This window comes from Cerasibacillus sp. JNUCC 74, assembly GCF_053667775.1.
Window position 1 is genome coordinate 592,129 of the sequence record NZ_CM132207.1, and the last position, 18,124, is coordinate 610,252.

At 37.7% G+C, this 18,124-nt stretch carries 14 protein-coding genes; 11 read left to right on the forward strand and 3 right to left on the reverse strand.

The window, feature by feature from the left end; translation table 11 throughout:
- Positions 1–19: 19 nt before the first annotated feature.
- The 3 genes from JNUCC74_RS02745 (at position 20) to argF (ending at position 4,223) form a co-directional block, all read left to right on the forward strand.
- Positions 20–688, forward strand: a complete 669-nt coding sequence (locus JNUCC74_RS02745) for a T7SS effector LXG polymorphic toxin (protein WP_454066804.1) — start codon at positions 20–22, stop codon at positions 686–688.
- A 464-nt stretch (positions 689–1,152) separates the two neighbouring features.
- Positions 1,153–2,355: a class I SAM-dependent rRNA methyltransferase gene (locus JNUCC74_RS02750; protein WP_454066805.1), complete on the forward strand. Its 1,203-nt coding sequence runs from the start codon at positions 1,153–1,155 to the stop codon at positions 2,353–2,355.
- A gap of 902 nt (positions 2,356–3,257) precedes the next feature.
- A complete protein-coding gene (gene argF / locus JNUCC74_RS02755) occupies positions 3,258–4,223 on the forward strand; it encodes an ornithine carbamoyltransferase (protein WP_454066806.1) in 966 nt (321 codons plus the stop codon).
- 338 nt (positions 4,224–4,561) lie between these two features.
- On the opposite strand, the gene thrB is transcribed toward argF, so the two are convergent.
- Genes thrB through JNUCC74_RS02770 form a run of 3 tightly spaced genes read right to left on the reverse strand, consistent with a single transcriptional unit; the run spans position 4,562 to position 7,816 of the window.
- Positions 4,562–5,461 carry a homoserine kinase gene (thrB, locus tag JNUCC74_RS02760; RefSeq protein WP_454066807.1) on the reverse strand — a complete coding sequence of 300 codons (900 nt, stop codon included), beginning with the start codon at positions 5,459–5,461 and terminating at the stop codon, positions 4,562–4,564.
- Positions 5,458–6,519, reverse strand: coding sequence for a threonine synthase (gene thrC, locus JNUCC74_RS02765; RefSeq protein ID WP_454066808.1), 1,062 nt, complete (start codon positions 6,517–6,519; stop codon positions 5,458–5,460). The genes thrB and thrC overlap by 4 nt, the downstream gene beginning before the upstream one ends.
- Complete coding sequence (locus JNUCC74_RS02770; RefSeq protein WP_454066809.1) at positions 6,485–7,816, reverse strand: homoserine dehydrogenase; 1,332 nt, start codon at positions 7,814–7,816, stop codon at positions 6,485–6,487. The genes thrC and JNUCC74_RS02770 overlap by 35 nt, the downstream gene beginning before the upstream one ends.
- 602 nt (positions 7,817–8,418) lie before the next feature.
- On the opposite strand from JNUCC74_RS02770, the gene JNUCC74_RS02775 reads away from it, so the two are divergent.
- From JNUCC74_RS02775 to JNUCC74_RS02810, 8 genes are all read left to right on the forward strand, one after another.
- The gene (locus JNUCC74_RS02775) at positions 8,419–8,568 is read left to right on the forward strand and encodes a hypothetical protein (RefSeq protein WP_179104352.1); all 150 of its coding nucleotides are present in this window, start codon (positions 8,419–8,421) and stop codon (positions 8,566–8,568) included.
- 492 nt (positions 8,569–9,060) lie between these two features.
- Positions 9,061–9,882: a squalene/phytoene synthase family protein gene (locus JNUCC74_RS02780; protein WP_454066810.1), complete on the forward strand. Its 822-nt coding sequence runs from the start codon at positions 9,061–9,063 to the stop codon at positions 9,880–9,882.
- A gap of 728 nt (positions 9,883–10,610) precedes the next feature.
- Positions 10,611–12,191 (forward strand): BCCT family transporter, encoded by a 1,581-nt coding sequence (locus JNUCC74_RS02785; protein ID WP_454066811.1) that lies wholly within the window; start codon positions 10,611–10,613, stop codon positions 12,189–12,191.
- Positions 12,192–12,560: 369 nt separating this feature from the next.
- On the forward strand, positions 12,561–14,138 hold the full coding sequence (locus JNUCC74_RS02790; RefSeq protein ID WP_454066812.1) for an L-lactate permease: 1,578 nt from the start codon (positions 12,561–12,563) through the stop codon (positions 14,136–14,138).
- A 179-nt stretch (positions 14,139–14,317) separates the two neighbouring features.
- A complete protein-coding gene (locus JNUCC74_RS02795) occupies positions 14,318–15,031 on the forward strand; it encodes a FadR/GntR family transcriptional regulator (protein ID WP_454066813.1) in 714 nt (237 codons plus the stop codon).
- Positions 15,032–15,203: 172 nt separating this feature from the next.
- Positions 15,204–15,941 (forward strand): (Fe-S)-binding protein, encoded by a 738-nt coding sequence (locus JNUCC74_RS02800; RefSeq protein WP_077319336.1) that lies wholly within the window; start codon positions 15,204–15,206, stop codon positions 15,939–15,941.
- Entirely contained in the window at positions 15,938–17,362 is a 1,425-nt protein-coding gene (locus JNUCC74_RS02805) for a LutB/LldF family L-lactate oxidation iron-sulfur protein (protein ID WP_454066814.1), read from the forward strand. Before JNUCC74_RS02800 ends, JNUCC74_RS02805 begins: the two co-directional genes overlap by 4 nt.
- Positions 17,362–18,063, forward strand: coding sequence for a LutC/YkgG family protein (locus tag JNUCC74_RS02810; protein WP_454066815.1), 702 nt, complete (start codon positions 17,362–17,364; stop codon positions 18,061–18,063). The genes JNUCC74_RS02805 and JNUCC74_RS02810 overlap by 1 nt, the downstream gene beginning before the upstream one ends.
- Positions 18,064–18,124 lie beyond the last annotated feature (61 nt).

Consider the following 18,124-nt stretch of genomic DNA (forward strand, 5'->3'; position numbering starts at 1 on the left):
CTCAGCAGGAGGGTTATCCATGAAAGTTTTAGATAAAGAAGCCTTGTTTGATTACATAAATAAAGTTCAGAAGAAAATTCATTTATTGCAAACGCAGCTTATTGATATTCAGAAGGCTATTAAAGGAGTTGTTGATCTGGATGATGTATTAAAAGGAAAAGCCGGAAGTGCGATTCGATCTTTTTACGCTGATGTGCATGAGCCAATTTTAGTATTGCTGAAAAATTTTCTTGCAACTTACTATCATATGTTGAATCAATTAAAAGAATCACTTCATTCCTTCGAGCCAGCTAACTATGGCTTTATTCGACAATCTTTTTTAGAACAAGATATAGAGCAGGGGTTAAAAAGACTGGAACAGATCACTCAAGGACTTACGGATGAAGTCAATCATGAGATTACTAAAATCCAAGATATTATTCAACTTTCACCCTTAGATGATAGTTATTTGCTTCATCGTATACAACAAGCGAAAGTGAAGAAAAATCATGTGTTAGAACAACTATACGTCTTAGATAGCTCAAAGGTAAAAATGTTAGAGCCAATGATGGAAGATTTGCTGACGATGAAAAACTATCTATCAGAAATTAGAAAAATTTTCTTTGTAGATAGTACTTTAATTACGCAATATAAGCACACTTCTTTAAAAGATAGCGAGATTTATCAAGAGGTAATAGAAAAAAATTGATATTCCATTAGATTAAGCATGGAATTCATATATGGTTACGCTTACATAAGGGGTTTCCAGTGTTTGTTATAATGATATTCCATAAAGCAATTCTAAATAAAAGGCTCTTTGTCCTTATAGAGAGTTCTACTAATATAAATAACGTATACTTATCGAGATAGTATAGACTTAATTAATATTTAAAATTCAGAATATAATTAATATTTGTGGTGAGAAAGCCTAAATCAAGAATTAAAGGAGCACGGAGAAGAAGTGAGAGAAAACGGCACCTAAATGCCCGATTCGTTCAAGGGCCTTTAGGTCATACCCTTGCGGTACTAACATTCCGTGTAGAAAGCGTTCCACGGAATGAAGTTTCACTGTATCCCGTTAGAGGTTCACCAGTTTATACGTTGATCAATGGCGCTTGCGCTTTTGTTTATCAGCATGCAATAATAAAGAAAAATGTAGTTAGGAATGAAAAAATGAGGAAAGAAATAACGTTACAAGTGAACGATAATTATATCAAACAATTACGTCAAGGGTATCCGCTCATACATAAAAAAGCAGTAAAGCCGATACGTGCACTTCCCGAAGAGGGGGCTGTTGTTCGATTGGTTGACTCTAATAATCGCTTTCTTGCTAGAGGCTACTATGGTGAACAAAATAAAGGGATAGGATGGGTACTAACCTATCATGAGAGTGAACAGATTGACTCTAAGCTGTTTCAGACTAAAATATTTACAGCTATTAATAAGCGACAAGGCTTTTTTCAATCAGAAGATACGAATGCGTTTCGGGTTTTTAATGGAGAAGGAGATGGAGTAGGCGGGTTAACAATTGATTATTTCGCTGGTTATTACTTAATTAATTGGTATAGCCAAGGAATATACTCGTTTAAAGATGATGTTTTACAAGCTTTAGACGTATTAGGTAATTATCATGCGATCTATGAGAAAAAAAGATTTCATACGAAAGGAAAGTATCTGGAAGATGACGATTTTGTTAAAGGAGAGCGCGGCGAATTTCCGATTATTGTAAAAGAAAATGGAATACACTTCGCTGTTTACTTAAACGATGGTGCAATGACTGGTATTTTTCTGGACCAGCGAGATGTTAGAAAAGTAATTCGTGATACGTACGCTAAAGGAAAGGAAGTGTTAAATACATTTTCCTATACAGGTGCATTTTCTATAGCAGCCGCTTTGGGTGGAGCAGAGCAGACGACGAGTGTGGACTTAGCAAAACGGAGCAAGCCGAGAACAATCGAACAGTTTAGCGTGAATGGCATTGATTTTGATCAACATAAAATCGTCATTATGGATGTGTTTGATTACTTTAAATATGCAAGGAGAAAACAGTTGCAATATGATCTAGTGATAGTTGATCCACCTAGTTTTGCGAGGTCTAAAAAACGAACGTTTAGCGCAGCAAAAGATTATCCTGCCTTGCTTACAGATGTAATTTCGATTACAAGAAATCATGGGATCATTGTTGCTTCAACAAATAATGCCAGCTTTGGGATGAAAAAGTTTAAAGGATTTATTAAGCAAGCTTGTCAAAAAATGCATGTGACTTATAAAATTTTGCAACAATTTCAGTTGCCTTCTGACTTTCAAACGAATGAACAGTTTATCCAAAGTGATTATCTTAAGGTGTGCATTATACAAATACAGCAAAATAAATAATGAACCAAAGCACTAAAAAATAAACATGTATATAGGAAATAATCTCGTGTGGTTATTAGGTGATACGGGGTTTTTTCCCTCATCTAAAGTAATGGAAGGGGAGTTCCACTTCAAAGGGATACGGAGTACCGAGAAGTCTAAATGGGACGTAATGGTACTTAAATGCCCGATTGTTGGGTATTTGAGTCGATGGGAGAGGGAAAGCTACGTCAGCGACACATCGCGGTTTTTCAAGGACAGAGAAGCTTCAGTAGGAGTAAAGCCGCACAAAATATTGGCTCGCAGGGATAACTAATGGCTGGAATGAGAGCACAAAATTCACCAAGAAGTATAGAGAGTGGTACTATAAGGATGGTTACAGCTTTATTATTCTCTTGGATATTTTGGAATTGGCGTCTATAAACTAAATACTCTTTCTAAGTTTTATCTCATAGAAATGAAAACATGGTAGTTTTCTATATAGTAGATAAATATTCGAGCGTCATTTAACCAGCCAAGCAGATTAGTTAAAACTAGCCTGCTTGGCTCGTTTTATTATCAAGGAAAACTATCTTCATTTTTATGTGTCCTTTTTTAAAAGTTAAGTGCTCGTATTTCTAGCAAACCTCGTCCTTCTTCCTACGGTAAATTCAACTCGGATTCCACTGTCATTTGGTTTCTTTTATCTTCGAATGTAAGGAAGTTTATTTCTCATATTTTCAAGGAAAATAACACGCCAGGATGAAGTTTTCTTTTTTTCATCAGAGGTTTTTTCTTTGTATGTCCCTAACCGAATATCTTCTAGCTTTTTTCCGCTGGTCTAATATTTAAAAATAAATTAATTTTTCAATAAATGGTATTGTATATTTATTCTTTTTGTTGCATAATAATTCGTATATAGTTTTGAAAAGGTGGAGATGGTGTTGGTAGTAGAATTAAAGCAGTCTGTATTTAAATTGAAGGAATTGGAAGGACGGGATTTTTTAACTCTGGCGGATTATACGTATAAAGAAATTACGTATTTGCTAGATCTAGCTAAACAGCTGAAAATACAACGTAAACGAGGAGAGAAAGTTCATTTATTGAAAGGAAAGACACTGGGAATGATTTTTGAAAAGTCATCCACGAGAACACGAGTGTCATTTGAAGCAGGGATTTATCAGCTCGGCGGAAATGGAATTTTTCTTAGCTCGAAAGATATTCAGCTTGGGAGAGGGGAAACCATTGCTGATACAGCGAAAGTATTATCAGGCTATCTTGATGGAATTATGATTCGGACTTATTCTCAATCCGTCGTGGAAGAGTTAGCAGAAGAGGCACTCATTCCAGTTATTAATGGGCTTACCGACCGCTTTCATCCCTGTCAGGTGTTAGCTGACTTACTAACGATAAAAGAACGAAAGGGAGATTTTCAAGGATTAAAATTAGCTTACATTGGTGATGGAAATAACATGGCTCATTCTTTAATGCTTGGCTCAGCAATTGTGGGAATGGATATAGCTGTTGCAGCACCAGAAGGTTATCAGCCGGAGGAAGAAGTCGTATTAAAGGCTAAAGCTATAGCAACCAACTCAGGTGCGAACGTGCAAATTACTGAAGACCCAAAAATCGCTGTTCAACAGGCAGATATTGTATATACGGATGTTTGGGCAAGTATGGGGCAGGAAGAAGAGCAAGCAAAAAGAGAACTAGATTTTGCTGGATTTCAGGTTAATGGAGCGCTTATGAATTTAGCGAAAGAGGATGCCAGCTTTTTGCATTGTTTGCCGGCGCATCGGGGGGAAGAGGTCACAACGGATGTAATTGACGGCAAAGCTTCCGTCGTTTTTCAACAGGCAGAAAATCGCTTGCATGCACAAAAAGCCTTAATGGTAGCCTTGATGGCGTAGAATGAAAAAGTTGCAGGATAATACCTGCAACTTTTTCTACATGGTGAATATCTTTTTTGAAAGCAGCTTGGTTCAGCTTCAGCGCTTGAGCTACTCGCAAACTTTGATTTCCTCCTCCGGTAAATCAAAAGTTTTCCAGTTGGTATATAATTAAATGAGCATTTACACATTTGTTCGTTATAAATGATCACAACCATCGAAAAAATTGGAAGCAATAGAAGGCAATCAACCGTCTGCCGAGTAGCTGATTGCCTTCTACTAGTATCTAAAAGGGGACTCAAGGATTTTAATTCTGTCTTCAAACGTAATCTCAGTATTATTTAGTGAGACCTGACTAACTATGAAGTGACTTCTAATCCTTTCATGTCAATCTTTCTGTTTTGAATCAAATAATCAGGGAATATAGCTTGTAATTTTGCAGCAATTGTTTTACCTTGTCCTTTTGGTGCAAAGGATAGCATTGTAGGACCTGCACCGCTAATTACAGTCCCATATACTCCTAGTTCTTTTCCCTTCTGTTTAATGTCCGAATAGTTTGCGATTAGCTTGGCACGATATGGTTCATGGAACAAATCTTTTTCCATCATTTTTCCTGCTAAATCATAATCTTTGCTGATAAGTGCGGCGAGAAAGACATTCGCTATGCTACTAGCATTTGCAGCTTGGCTTCTCAAGTATTCTTCAGGAAGTGCTTGTCTGGATGCCTCCGTTTTTAATTCTTCGTTAGGAACAAAAATAATCATATCGGCATTTATATTATTAATTTTGTAATAATCAATTGTTTTGTTTTTGTTTTCAGTGTAAGCAGTAATTACAAGCCCACCTATAAGAGCGGCAGCAACATTGTCAGGATGTCCCTCTTTAATAGTAGCTAGTTGTAGCTTTTCAGCTGTAGTTAGATGAAGCTGACAACACTGATTCGCCAGTTCGATCCCAGCAATAATTGCGGAAGCGCTGCTACCAAGCCCGCGTGCCAATGGAATAGAACTGTCAACTGTGAGATGACAGCTAGGTAACTGACAACCATAACGATTCGCTGTTTCTTGAGCTATTTGATAGATGAAATGATCTTCGTAGCTGGTGAAGCTTGGGAGTAAATCAGACTGCTGTTCGATTTTCCAAGCTTCACTTGCTGTAACAGTCAATGTCAGGTATAAATCCAAGGCTAATCCTAATGAATCAAATCCTGGTCCGATATTAGCGGAGCTTGCGGGTACAGAAATAATAACTGAATTCATATTTGAACCTTTTTCGCTAAGTAATCGATAACCGCGGCTTCATCATTAGGTAAAGATACAGGATCAATTGTCAATTGATCGATTGCTGTTTGTGGATCCTTTAACCCATTTCCTGTTAAGATTGCAACGACCTTGCTGCCTTGTTTAATTGTACCTTTTTTCGTCTCGCGAATGACACCAGCTATCGAAGCAGATGAGCCAGGTTCTGCGAATATCCCTTCATACCTAGCTAATTTTTTAAATGCGTGAAGGATTTCTTCATCCGTAACAGCTTTAATTACTCCACTTGATTCATCTCTTGCTTTTTCTGCTAATTCCCAACTAGCCGGGTTTCCGATTCGAATTGCTGTTGCTATTGTTTCAGGCTGGTGAATAACTTTGTTATAAACAATAGCTGCTGCTCCTTCTGCTTCAAAACCGAACATTTTAGGAAGACCTGTTTGTTTAAATGCATCATACTCCTTGAACCCTTTCCAATATGCGCTAATATTTCCGGCATTGCCAACCGGGATAGCAAGAACATCGGGAGCAGAACCCAATTGATCGCAGACTTCAAAAGCGGCTGTCTTTTGACCTTCCAGTCGATAAGGGTTCACAGAATTCACTAATGTAATTGGATAATTCTCACTTAAATGACGTACCATTGTTAATGCTTCATCGAAGTTTCCATCAATTTCAACAATTTCAGCACCATACATGATGGCTTGCGCTAATTTACCTAGCGCTACTTTTCCTTTGGGAATAACAATCATTGCTTTTATTCCAGCCTTTGCTGCATAGGCAGCAGCAGAAGCTGATGTGTTTCCGGTAGATGCGCAGATAATTGATGTGCTTCCTTCTTCTACAGCTTTTGCTACCGCCATCACCATTCCCCGGTCTTTAAATGAACCAGTTGGGTTAGCCCCTTCTACCTTTCCGTATAACTCAATATCGAGTTTATCAGAGAGATTGTTTAACGGGATAAGTGGCGTATTTCCCTCATGTAACGTAAGCGAAGGCGTTGCATTCGTTGTTGGTAGAAAACTATTGTAATGTTTTAGCAGTCCCGGCCAATTCATCTGCTGCATCTCCTTCCACTTTATAGTAGCTTTTTATTTCTAAGACGGCATCTAACTGCTTCAGCTGGTTTAATGCTTCTTGGAAAGTAACTAAAGACGTTTCGTGAGTTACTAGTATAATTTCAGCTACATCAAGCTTTTTAATTGGTGTTTGTAAAATTCGTTTAAAGCTAATTAATAAATCATTAAACACTGTAGATAATTCCGAGAATACACCAACTCGGTCTTTTGCATGAATCCGTAAATAATATTGTCCAGAACGATCTTCTATTCCGCGTAATTTTTTTTGAAATTTAGGTTTTGGAGAATGGTAGCCACTGATGCCAAGGCGCATATTTTTAATAACTGTAATTAAATCTGAAACGATCGCAGTTGCTGTAGGCAGACTTCCTGCACCTGGACCATAGAACATGGTCTCTCCTACTGCTTCCCCATATACATAAACAGCATTGTATTCATTTTTTACATCTGCTAACGGATGATCTTTAGCAAGCAAAGTAGGTTGTACACTAATTTCTACCTGTTGATCTTCACATTCTGCTGTACCAATTAATTTCATGGTATAGCCAAATTTATCACCGTACTGCAAATCCTCAAGCTCTAAATCCGTAATTCCACTGACTTCTACGTCATCTAAAGCAATATCTGTAGAAAAGGCTAGCCTTCCTAAGATAGCCATTTTTCTAGCAGCATCCAGTCCCTCTACATCTGCTGTAGGATCTGCTTCAGCAAATCCCAGCTCTTGTGCTTCTTTTAAAGCAGCTTCGTAAGTCATGCCTTCATTGGACATCTTCGTTAAAATATAATTGGTTGTACCATTAACAATTCCCATGACCTTTTGAATGCGATCAGACGCTAAGCCATCCGTAATTCCACGTAAAATAGGAATTCCTCCAGCTACGCTTGCCTCATAAAAAAAATCACATTTATTTTGTCGAGCTGCTTCTTCTAAAGCAGTGCCATGTAAAGCAACTAAATCTTTATTGGCAGTTACAACATGTTTTTTGGCAGCAAATGCATCAAGTGTATATTGGTATGTTTCTTCAATACCGCCCATTACTTCTACAATAATATCGATTTCTGGATCGTTTAATATGTCAGCAGGGTCTGTGGTGAGAAACGTTCGATCTACCTCAACATCACGTTCTTTATCTAAGTTGCGAACTAATACGCTTTTGACTTGAACCTCACAACCCAATTGATGAACGAGCTCTTCTTGATGATTTTCAATCAGTTTAATGACACCAGAACCGACTACTCCTAATCCTAATAGACCGATAGAAACTTTGTTTCCCACTTCATCACCTCATCGTTTTTGTTTAATAGCTATTTAATCATGAATACTGAAGTATAGCAATAGTGAATTTTTCGAAATAGTTAAAAAAGCGCTTTCAATTAGAGGTATTAATAAACTCGTTAGAAATACTAATATAAGAATGTAATAAATGAAGAGACGAATTCAATGGAGCAAAGCTTATCAATTAACCCTATTTCAATATTATCATATATCAAAGAGATAAGGGTGATCAGGTTACACATGCTTTAGTCCTGAAAAATACGTTTTACTTCGTTAATTGCCGATATGTTTTTATAGTGAAGTAATTTTGGATTTCTGTTAGTTCATGAATGATGAACATTCTGTAGATAATATTTAGTTACTTTAACAAAAAATTAGTGCGGTAAAATTACTCTTTTCTTAGTTGTATATAAAAAGGAGTTCAATGTAGTATCTCGGCTTTATCGTTTATGGTAGTTATATAAATGAAGAAAGGAATATTTTTAAGGATCGTACATATTCGTTGTAACGAAAATGCCTACATGTTTTGTGATTCGCCCACGCACTTTTTAATAAAAATGAGAATAGACTAGGACTAAATAGAAGACAACGGAGGGAGCACCATGTCTGCAGTAAAATCTGGAGTGCTTTTTGCTTCTAGTCTATTCATCTGTACAGGTATAGGTTTTTTATTTGATGAAATCGAGATAGGCGGTACGATAGGATTTGGAATGGGTATCATTAGCATTATCGTTTATCGTAAAAACAATTAATTCACGGACTATTTCCACTTTCCTATCCTCAAGTAGAAAGACTTAAAGGAGATAGTGATTACTGACTTTTTCCATAGTTATCCTTCTACTTGATTCAGATGATAAGAAGATAAACGCTTTAAAATATGTTCAAACCCTTGATAATGAAAGCTATGAAAAAGGTTCGTTAAAAGATTTTTTAGATGGTGAATAAGCAAAACGATAAGTAGAGCACGCAAAATCAGAGATTGCACCAACAAAGTTAGGAGGTTTATTGTCGAGTCAGGTCATTGCGCTGACAGCCAATCCAAATTATCCAGTGTTTCAAAAGGTACGAGGAGCGATTGATCCAGAGTCATGTCAGCTGCTACAGATCAGGTAGTTCAAATATATGTAGACCCAGGGCAGTCAGTTGAGGCGCTTTGTTGATAGTTTTAGACGATGCTAAATGAAGTTTAACTTTATTTCTGATATACTTGAGTTACCTCATAAGATTATAAGGAGGAAACATTGTTGGGTATTAATGCAAAATTAGAAAAGGATGCGAGGCGCGTTTTAAAAGAGACGAGTCGAACTTTTTACATTCCGATTACATTATTAAAATCAGTGTTAAAAAACACAGTAGGCTCTGCATATTTATGTATGAGAGCGATTGACGAAATTGAAGATCATGAACAATTACCTTCCGAAACAAAACAGCATTTACTGAGAGCAACCAGCAAACTACTCAAAGAGCCTTCCTTTGATGAAGCTGCGTATCAGCAATTAATCAATCCGTATATTTCCTTATTTCCAGAAGTAACACGAAGACTTGCAGATTGGTTAAAAATATGCCCAACAGATATTGTTGGCAAAATTAAACAGTCTACGAGCATTATGGCTGATGGAATGGCAAAATGGACTGAAAAAAATTGGCTTCTTAAAACGAAGGAAGACCTTGACGAGTACACGTACTATGTGGCTGGTTTAGTAGGAGTAATGCTATCTGATATATGGAAATGGTACGATAATACAAATACGGATTATGAATTAGCAATTGGCTATGGCAGAGGACTACAGGCAGTAAATATGCTAAGAAATGAAGAAGAAGATGCAGAACGTGGCGTACAATTTATCCCAGATGGTTGGACAAGAGACGACATGTTCACATATGCAAAACAAAATTTAAAGCAGGCCGAGATTTACATAGAAGATATTAAAACTCGAAATATCCTGTTGTTTTGTAAAATACCGTTAGCATTAGCAAAAAAGACACTGACAGCTTTAGAAAACGGTGAAGAAAAAATGACTCGAAATGAAGTTGAAACTACAGTTGATAATATTTTAAAGCAATAGATTTGTCAAAGTAATCTATTGCTTTTGTTTTTGCTTAGAAAATTATAAAATTTTTTCATTCTAGATAAGAAAAGTAGCTTTGTCTAGCTTAAGCGATCCAGTAACCAGCAAACTTCGATCCCCTTCCTACGATAAGTCAATTAACATTTCTTGGGAAAGGCATTCCAAGAAATGAAGTTTCACTTTATCCCGCATGTAAGGTGCCGTAATCCTCCCGCTTCAAGAGCTTGAGTTGATATAAAAGGGTGTAAGTGGGAGAAACGGCACCTAAATGCCCGATTCGTTCAACTAACATTTCTTGGGAAAGGCATTCCAAGAAATGAAGTTTCACTTTATCCCGTCAGGAGTTCTGCTGTTTGTACGTTGCTAACCGAGCATGTTTGCTTTTGGTCAGATGTTGCGATCTTAGCCGTTACTGCCTTTTTTGAACACGTATTACATTATCCGGATAACTTGATATGATAATTGACAAAGAAATACTAACATCCTATAATCAAAAAATACGTTTAAAAATGGGCAAGCTGATGGGTTTTTGTCATGGTTATTTCATATTGGTTATGGTATCAGTATAGGTACGACGAAGGCCTGTGCTATGGGAGAGCTTATCTTCATTTAATTTGGGTTATTTAAAGTAGCACGCTATAATCAGATCCATCCAATGGTCTTTAATGGCAAGTAGTAAGATAAAATATTATAGACACTTGCTCCTAAAAATTAGGAGGAAAAACGTGGACTTAAAAAAAGGCACGAAGTTGGATTGGCCAGTATTTATTATTAGTGGAGGCATACTGATTTTGTTTATTATACTGTCTCTCTGGAATAAAGCGGCAGTAGGAAATGCAGTAAGTACGTTATTTACGTATTCAGCTGATCTCTTCGGTGCATATTGGCAACTTTTATTGCTAGGTAATTTTTTTATTGGTTTAGTGTTAGCTTTTTCAAAGTATGGAAAGGTAAAATTGGGCAATCAGGACCAGCCAAAATATAGTTACTTTAAATGGGTGGCTATGATTTTAGTAACACTTTTGGCAAGTGGAGGTGTATTTTGGGCTGCTTCAGAGCCGATGTATCATTATATGTCTAATCCACCGTTATTTGGTGGAGGTGAATTTCAAAACATACATGCTGCTTTTGCACAATCCTTTATGCATTGGGGATTTTTAGCATGGGCGATCTTGGGAACGCTGGCTGTCATTGTTATGATGTATGTTCATTACAACAAAGGATTACCTCTAAAACCTCGCGGACTTCTTTATCCATTATTCGGAGAAAAAATTTATTATAAAAGTATAATTGGTACAACTGTTGATGTTTTCTCCATCTTTGCTACCGTGGCAGGTACGCTCGGCCCTTTAGGGTTTCTGGGGCTGCAAATAGCGTATGGAATGAGCCATTTATTTGATACACCAGATACTATAACTATCAGTATTGTAGTAATAGTCGGCCTCGTACTTGTTGCAGCAATTTCTGCAGCTACGGGGGTAGATAGAGGAATTGTAACCTTAAGCCGCTATAATGTAATCTTTGCGATATTTTTAGCTGTAATTATTTTGATCATTGGTCCGACGGCATTTATTATGGATGCATTCGTTGGAGGAACTGGGATTCATTTGCAAAATTTCTTTACGATGGCGATGTTTCGTGGAGATGAAAGCTGGCTTGCATCGTGGACCATATTTTTCTGGGGTTGGTTCCTCGGCTATGCACCAATGCTTATCATTTTTATTAGCCGAATATCTCGTGGAAGGACGATTCGTGAATTAATTGTTGCTGTTTCCATCGTAGCACCCATTGTAAATAATTTTTGGTTTTCCATCGTTGGAGGAACGGGAGTTTTCTTTGAAAGCAAAAACCCTGGATCGATCTCTTCTTCACTTAATGAAGGGGGCATGCCTGCTGCTGTCATGGCAATTACAGATCAATTACCATTAAGTATATTTTTTGGAATTGGATTTTTAATTGTCTCCATTATATTTGTAGCTACGACAGCAGATACGATGTCGTACACGGTTGCAGCAACGATTACAGGAAATGATCATCCAAAGCGTTGGTTACGTGTATTTTGGGCTTTCATTTTTGGTGGAACTTCGATCGCAATTTTAACAATTGGGGAAGATAGTATTACTACGATTCAAAACTCCATTGTTATTACCGCAGTCCCTGTCTCCATTTTGCTGTTGCCAACATTATGGTGTGCACCTCAAATTGCTAGAGTAATGGCTGTAAAGCAAGGTTTAGTCTGGCAAGGAGAAAGAAGAAGAAAGCCAAAAACGACTAAGTTAGGTCAAGAACGTTTAAATCTAAAATAAGGTAAAACTTATTTATTAGGAGACGTGTTAGCTAGATCTTTAACTTAATAATTATGATATTACAAAGATGAGTTCATTAACAAAATGAGCTCATCTTTTTTTGATTGGAAAGATTTGTTTGTACATTGTGAATACCCTTTTTCATTGTCGACTATGCTCACTATTATTTATCCCGAATGTAGGGGACGTTGACTTTATAAATATAAATCCTTTTCTATCAATCTTCATTAAAGAAAAAACTACTTAATAATTCTTATTATCTTGAATTAAATCTAAAAAATTAGTAAACTGAAAATAAGGTCATCTGATGACCTTATTTTCAGGGGAGATGGGTGAAAACGCTTTACTTCATAGAGAAAGAGGGGTTCCATGTATCTATTAGTTGCAATGAGTGCAATTATTGCACCATTTATTTTTCTTGTCGTTTTACGTTATCCCGCGACAAAAGGGATGACATGGAGTGCTTTAATTGTTATTGGGCTTGCGCTCACGGTGTGGGGAATGGAAGGAAAGCTCATTGTTTCCTCGGTCTTTCAGGGGATACATAAAACGTTAACGATTCTGTGGATTTTATTCGGAGCGCTTGTCTTATTAAACACATTGCGAAAGACAGGCGCAGTAGACAGAATTAATCAAGGATTTCAGAATATCTCAACAGATATGCGAGTACAAGTAATTATTGTCGCTTTCTTATTTGGCTCTTTAATTGAAGGGGCGGCGGGTTTTGGTACACCAGCAATGGTAACGGGTCCTTTAATGATTGCGCTTGGATTTCAGCCTTTAGCTGCTGCAACACTAGCATTAATTGCTGATAGTACAGCAGTTGCATTTGGTGCTGTAGGTACACCTGTAGCAGTAGGTTTAAGTAATATTTCAGTTACCGATTTGAATTTTTTTAAAGAAATTGGTGTGACTATCACCATGTTAGACTTATTTGCAGGTACCTTTATTCCTTTTATTTTGATTGTGATTATGACCGTGTTTTTTGGGAAAGGAAAAGGACTAAAAGATGCTTGGCCAATGTTGCCGTGGGCGCTTCTCATTGGAATTGTATATACTTCTTCTGCGCTGTTGTATGCTGTTATATTCGGTCAGGAATTTATTGCCATCTTGGCATCGTTGACTGCATTAGTAGTTGCAACATTTACTGCAAGACAAGGTTGGCTATTACCAAAGAAGTCATGGCAAGAGGCATTAAAAGAAGGATTTCAATCGAATTCGAATCAGTCTGATATGGGAATAGTTTCGGCATGGATGCCTTATATAATTGTTGTCGCTTTGCTGTTAATGACACGAATTATCCCATCTTTAGCTGATTTTACAAAAACTGCGATTGACCTTTCATGGACGAACATTTTAGGAGCCGATGGAGTTACATCCAATTGGGAGTTTCTCTATTCTCCTGGAACAATATTAGCTCTAGCAGCAATTATATCTGTGTTTCTGCATCGCAAATCCATTACTGTCTTTCGTGATGCAGCAAAGCAATCATTAACAACAATGAAAACGACATCTATCTCGCTAATTTCTACATTAGCTATGGTTCATGTTTTTACAAATTCTGGTGTGAATGTTAATGAATTGGTAAGCATGCCGCAATTTATTGCGGAATCATTTGCCAGTTCACTTGGTTCCATTTGGTTTTTAGTCGCTCCTTTTGTTGGGCAATTAGGCGCGTTTATTACCGGAAGCGCGACTGTGTCAACCTTAACCTTTGCACCAATTCAATATAATGTTGCCATGCAGGTTGGTTTAGACGTAAAAACGGTACTTGCTTCACAAATTGTCGGTGCAGGAGCCGGAAATATGATTTGTGTTCATAATGTGGTTGCTGCCAGTGCAGTTGTTGGTTTATCCGGTAAAGAAGGAGATATTATTAGAAAAACATTACCACCTGCTATTCTTTATGGTTTATTAATTGGATTAGCTAGTTTTCTATTATTTTAAGCTGTATAGCAAGTTAGCATTAAGGTATTCACCCGCTCCTATTTCAACATGAAATAAAGGCATAAAACGAGAATAAGAATAGATAAGAAGGATATTCACCCGTTCGCTGTTCCATCCTTCAACTTTCCAAATGCAATCCTATCAAGTAAAATGGTTTCAAATGGTGAGGGGTGGAAAGTATGGAATACAAACGGATAAAACCAAAAAAAATCTATGAACAAGTGGCAGATTCGCTAATAGAAATGATAAAAGCCGGGCAGTTAAGGCCAGGAGATAAATTGGATTCGGTTGAACAATTAGCACAAAATTTTGATGTAGGCAGATCGGCTGTACGAGAGGCACTTAGTGGGTTACGTTCAATGGGATTAGTAGAAATGCGTCAAGGGGAAGGGACTTATATTAAAGAGTTTGATCCAAAGAGATTTACGCTTCCAGTAAGTACGGCATTTCTAATGAAACGAAACGACGTTAAAGAGCTTTATCAGGTTCGGAAAATATTAGAGGTTGGGACTGCAGGACTGGCAGCAAAGCATTATCAGGAGAATGATTTATTGGAGATGGAAAGAGCATTAGTCGTAATGGAGCATGCAAAAGGAAATGAGAAACTTGCAGAACGTGCAGATACAGAATTTCATTTAGCGATTGCCCAAGCTACACATATTGACCTGTTAATTAATTTAATGGGAAGTGTAGCAGAGCTTATGTCTGAGACCATTCGGGAAGCAAGGCAGATTCTATTGTATACCGAGTTTCGGGCAGATCTTCTACTGGAAGAGCATAAGCGTATTTTTGCAGCAATCAAAAGCAGACAGTCGGATAAAGCAAGGGCTGCTATGTACGACCATTTAGAAAAAGTAGAAAAACTGGTGTTTAAAAACTTAACATCACATTAATTTTGGACGTTATCAGTAGTCAGGGAAATACAGTATCATTCTTTTATTCTTGAAAGCTTGTAAGTACTATAACTACAGTCGTCCTGCTTGTTTAAAAGCGTCCCCTTTTCTGAACCTTTTTTAACTTCCATTTTGCACATAGACTATAAAGCATAATTTTGGGGTGAAGTTGATGAAAGTTTCATTATTTATTACATGTGTGAGCGATATGATTTTTGCAAATGTAGGGAAAAACACGGTAGAAATACTTGAACGTTTGGGATGTGAAGTTGATTTTCCGACAGCGCAAACTTGTTGCGGACAGCCAGCGTATAACAGTGGTTATTTACAGGAAGCAAAACAAGCGATGAAACAAATAATGATGGCGTTTCAGGATTCTGAATATGTCGTAGGTCCATCGGGTTCTTGTGTAGGTATGTTAAAAGAGTACCCAGCCATTTTTAAAGGTGACCCTGAATGGGAACAAATGGCAGTTGAATTAGCAAATAAAAGCTATGAAATTACCCAATTTTTAGTTGAAGTTCTGGGTGTAATCGATGTTGGCTCGACGTTTAAAGGAAGAGTAACCTATCATCCGTCTTGCCATATGACTAGAATTCTTGGAGTAAAGGATGCACCGCAAATATTACTGAAGAATGTTAAAGGTGTCGAGTTAATTGAACTGCCTGTTAAGGAAGACTGCTGTGGTTTTGGGGGGACGTTTTCCGTCAAAAACTCGGAAATTTCTCAGGAAATGGTCAAAGAAAAATCACGTCATGTGTTAGAAACAAATGCAGACTACTTAGTTGGTGCAGATATGGGCTGTTTAATGAATATTGGCGGCAGAATGCGCAGAGAAGGAAAAAATGTAAAAGTTATTCACATCACCGAGATTTTAAATACACATGAACAAAGTGGGGATAAAGCATGAGTATAAAGCTTGGAGATATTTCGTATAAAGAGCGAATTGATCAGGGGATTAACAATGATTTTATGAGGCAAGCTGTTTCTTCAGCACAAGGACGATTTCGAAAGGGACGGCTTACGCAAGCAGAGGAACTTGGAAATTGGGAAGACTGGCGCCAATTAGGCTCTGAAATACGAGCACACACATTGGAAAACCTTGATTATTACTTACAGCAGCTTAGCGAACAAGTATCTGCACGAGGAGGAAACGTATTTTTCGCTGCTACTGCTGAAGAAGCGAATGAATATATTGCATCTGTTATTAAAAAGAAACAGGCAAAAAAAGTTGTCAAGTCAAAATCAATGGTGACGGAAGAAATTGGTTTAAATCATCATTTAGAAGAAATTGGGGCAGAAGTTGTAGAATCAGACTTAGGAGAGTGGATTCTACAGTTGGATGAAGACCCGCCATCACATATCGTCACTCCGGCATTGCATAAAAATAAGGAACAAATTCATGAGACGTTTGCTGCAAAACGCGGCTATGATAAGTCCAGCTCGCCAGAAGAATTAGCTGCTTTTGCCCGCAAGCAGCTGCGGAGGGATTTTCTAGCTGCTGATGTTGGGATTACTGGCTGTAATTTTGCAGTAGCAGAATCTGGAGCCATCACATTAGTAACGAATGAAGGAAATGCCCGGATGGTTACTACGCTTCCAGATACACAAATTACAGTTATGGGTATGGAGCGAATTGTACCGACATGGGAGGAAATGGAAGTCCTAGTAAGCTTGCTGACACGTGCAGCTGTCGGTCAAAAACTAACAAGCTATGTTACTGCATATACAGGTACTAGACTAGAAGGAGAGATTGATGGACCAGAAGAATACCATCTAGTCATCGTGGATAACGGTCGTTCTAAAATTTTAGGAACTGAATTTCAGTCTGCTCTTCATTGCATCCGCTGTGCAGCATGTATCAATGTATGTCCAGTTTATCGTCATGTGGGTGGGCATGCTTATAACTCGATTTATCCTGGGCCGATTGGTGCGGTTTTGACTCCATTGTTAGATGGCTATGAAGATCATAAGGAATTGCCATATGCTTCTTCGCTTTGTGCAGCTTGTACAGAGGCATGTCCTGTGAAAATTCCGCTCCATGAACAACTGATTCGTCATCGGCAAATCATTGTAGAAGGGGAAAAAAAATCCCCTGTGACAGAAAAACTAATGATGAAAGGATTTGCTAAATGGGCCTCTAGTCCAGCAGCATATAAGTTAAGTACGAAGGTAGCGCGTTCGGCGTTGAAGCCTTGGACAAAAGATGAATTTATTGATAATGGACCAGGTCCTTTAAAAGGTTGGACAGATGTGAGGGATTTTCCTGCACCAGCAAAACAATCCTTTCGTGCTTGGTGGTCAAAACGGGATAAGGAAGGTGATCAGTAATGGCAATTCATAATCGTGATAATTTTTTAAGTAATATTGCGGCACATTTGGGCCGGCCGCGGCGAATGTCCGGAGTTGAACGTCCAAACTGGAGTGTTCGTCCACAGGATGATGTCTATCGTAATTATTCGCAGGATGAGCTGACTCAGGTATTAAAGAAGCAATGCAAGCTGATTCATACGGATTTTATCCATGTTAACCAAGCGCAGTTATCTAACGTATTGGAAGAAACTATTTACAGATATGATGGGAAAACAGTTATCGCTGCAAATGATAAACGTAATAAAGTCTATGGTTTAGATAAAGTATACCAAACATTGAATCAACATATAGAGGTGCATGTTTGGGATTATAAGTTGAAAGATGAGAATCAAAAAATTGCTGAACGAGCAGATATAGGCATTTCGTTTAGTGATATAACATTAGCAGAATCTGCTACAGTTACATTACTTAACGATAAACATAAAGGTCGTTCTATTAGTTTACTGCCTAAAAGTTTTATTGCGATTATTCCTAAAGATACCATCGTTCCACGAATGACACAAGCTGCTAAGCAGTTACATGAAACTACTGAAAGTGGAAAGCTTGTACCGTCTTGTGTAAGCTTTGTATCAGGTCCAAGTAATAGTGCGGATATTGAGATGAATTTAATTGTAGGCGTGCATGGACCGGTACAAGCTACATATATCGTAGTCGAGTAAGAATAGCTTATTAATATGTAAAACAGGGGACTTTCATCATAGCCCCTGTTTTATATTTTCG

Bases quoted from the DNA above. Each gene is read 5' to 3' on its own strand.
- JNUCC74_RS02800 (WP_077319336.1), top strand. From the start codon at position 15,204: ATGAAAGTTTCATTATTTATTACATGTGTGAGCGATATGATTTTTGCA.
- JNUCC74_RS02745 (WP_454066804.1), top strand. From the start codon at position 20: ATGAAAGTTTTAGATAAAGAAGCCTTGTTTGATTACATAAATAAAGTT.
- JNUCC74_RS02795 (WP_454066813.1), top strand. From the start codon at position 14,318: ATGGAATACAAACGGATAAAACCAAAAAAAATCTATGAACAAGTGGCA.
- JNUCC74_RS02810 (WP_454066815.1), top strand. From the start codon at position 17,362: ATGGCAATTCATAATCGTGATAATTTTTTAAGTAATATTGCGGCACAT.
- JNUCC74_RS02790 (WP_454066812.1), top strand. From the start codon at position 12,561: ATGTATCTATTAGTTGCAATGAGTGCAATTATTGCACCATTTATTTTT.
- thrC (WP_454066808.1), bottom strand. From the start codon at position 6,519: ATGAATTGGCCGGGACTGCTAAAACATTACAATAGTTTTCTACCAACA.
- thrB (WP_454066807.1), bottom strand. From the start codon at position 5,461: ATGAATTCAGTTATTATTTCTGTACCCGCAAGCTCCGCTAATATCGGA.
- JNUCC74_RS02750 (WP_454066805.1), top strand. From the start codon at position 1,153: ATGAGGAAAGAAATAACGTTACAAGTGAACGATAATTATATCAAACAA.
- JNUCC74_RS02775 (WP_179104352.1), top strand. From the start codon at position 8,419: ATGTCTGCAGTAAAATCTGGAGTGCTTTTTGCTTCTAGTCTATTCATC.
- JNUCC74_RS02805 (WP_454066814.1), top strand. From the start codon at position 15,938: ATGAGTATAAAGCTTGGAGATATTTCGTATAAAGAGCGAATTGATCAG.